The following is a 1,850-nucleotide window of genomic DNA, read 5'->3' as shown; positions in this document are numbered from 1 at the left end:
CCGGGAGACGAGCGGCCGATCGGCGATCGACGCGAGGGTCGCCGTGCACCGTACCGCGCTCGCGTCGGCGTCGAGGCGGACGAGGGCCGCACCGCCGGGCAGGACCAGCGAGCGGGCGTACGACCCGGGCGCCGCCTCCTCGATCCCGGCGACGGCGCGCGCCCCGAGCCCGTCGAGGACTCCGGCGTCGAACGGGGCCCGCACCGGCAGCCGCAGCTCGAGCGTCGTCGCCCCAGCCTGTGTCCCGACACCGGTGCGACCGCCGCGCCCCGAGGAGCGCAGTGCGGTCGGCGTCCGCTCGTAGACCTCGGCGATCGTGGCGTTGAACTGGCGGATGCTCGCGAAGCCGGCTGCGAACGCGACCTCCGACACCGGCAGATCGGTGCCGGTCAGCAGCAGTCGAGCGGTCTGCGCGCGCTGCGCCCTGGCGAGGGCGAGCGGAGGCGCCCCCAGCTCCTCGCGGAGGATCCGGCCGAGGTGCCGTGCTCCGTAGCCGAGTCGGGAGGCGAGCCCCTCGACGCCCTCGCGGTCGACGACTCCGTCGCCGATCAGACGCATCGCCCGGGCCGCTGTGTCGTCACGCAGGTTCCACTCGGGCGATCCGGGCACCGCATCCGGGAGACAGCGCTTGCAGGCGCGCAGCCCCGCTTCGTGCGCGGCGGCGGCGGTCGGGTAGAAGCGGACGTTCCCGGGCTGGGGAGTGGTCGCGGGGCAGCTCGGGCGGCAGTAGATCCCGGTGGAGTGCACACCGGTCAGGAATCGCCCGTCGAAGCGGGCATCGCGCGAGGCGACAGCGCGGTAGCGCTCCTCGAAGAGCGGATCGGACTCGGGCACCCCCCGAGCCTCGCACAGCGGACGCCCGGACGATGGCGGGAATCGGACACGGTCACCCGGGTCTGCCTGGCGCGACTCCCTCGGCCCGTGCTTTACTCTCGGCCCCATGAGCGCCTATCCGCCGCCCGCCCCGCCCGCCGTGCGCCGCTCCGTCGTGCCGACCGTGCTCGGCTCGATCGGAGTCGCGCTGCTCGGGATCCTGCTGCTGCTCGTCCTCGCCTACGTCGTCCGCGGACTGGGCGTGAGCGCCGCCGCGGTCTGCGCCGTGGTTGCGCTGGTGCCGCTGACCGTGGTGCTCCTCGGCGTGCGCTGGGTCGACCGCTGGGAGCCCGAGCCCCCGCTCGGACTCTGGTTCGCGTTCCTGTGGGGAGCAGCGGGCTCGGTCGCGATCTCGCTCCTGGTCGATCTGGGCGTGCAGATCGCGGTCTACGCCTCGGGCCAGCAGCCCAGCGGCTCGGACTTCGTGGGCGCCGTGATCCAGGCTCCCCTTGTCGAGGAGTCGGCGAAGGGACTCGGAGTCCTGCTGGTGCTGCTGATCTGGCGCCGCACCTTCGACGGCCCGGTCGACGGCATCGTCTACGCGGCGGTCGTCGCCTCCGGGTTCGCGTTCGTCGAGAACGTCCTCTACTTCGGCACTGCGCTGGTGGAGGGCGGCCTCGGTTCGCTCGCCGTCACCTTCTTCCTCCGCGGCGTGCTCTCCCCCTTCGCGCACGTGCTCTTCACCGCGTGCACGGGCGCGGCGCTGGGCTTCGCCTCGAACCGGCCGGCCGTCGCGCGCCTCCCTCTCGCGCTGCTCGGCCTCGCGCTCGCCGCCTTCCTGCACGCCCTGTGGAACGGCTCGTCGTTCCTGGTGTCGGACTGGTTCGGCTTCTACGGAGTCGTGCAGGTGCCGCTGTTCGCCGTTGCGGTGGTCGTGGTCGTGCTGCTGCGGCGCCAGGAGCGCCGGGTCACCCTCGAGCGGCTCGGCGACTACGCCGACGCCGGCTGGCTCTCGCCGGCCGAGGTCCGCATGATCG

The 1,850-nt window shown here is 73.7% G+C and carries 2 protein-coding genes; one reads left to right on the top strand and one right to left on the bottom strand.

The window, feature by feature from the left end; all coding sequences use genetic code 11:
• Window positions 1-942: bifunctional transcriptional activator/DNA repair enzyme AdaA (locus ACH61_RS15240; protein ID WP_153038945.1), on the bottom strand; the 942-nt coding region annotated here is incomplete at its 3' end.
• On the opposite strand from ACH61_RS15240, the gene ACH61_RS15235 reads away from it, so the two are divergent.
• Window positions 941-1,850: PrsW family intramembrane metalloprotease (locus tag ACH61_RS15235; protein ID WP_153038944.1), on the top strand; the 910-nt coding region annotated here is incomplete at its 3' end. The genes ACH61_RS15240 and ACH61_RS15235 overlap by 2 nt on opposite strands.

Source organism: Rathayibacter tanaceti, from assembly GCF_001634385.1.
GTDB classification, from domain to species: Bacteria; Actinomycetota; Actinomycetes; order Actinomycetales; family Microbacteriaceae; genus Rathayibacter; species Rathayibacter tanaceti.
Note: the sequence above shows the minus strand (reverse complement) of the source record. Positions and strands in the feature narration are given on the sequence as shown.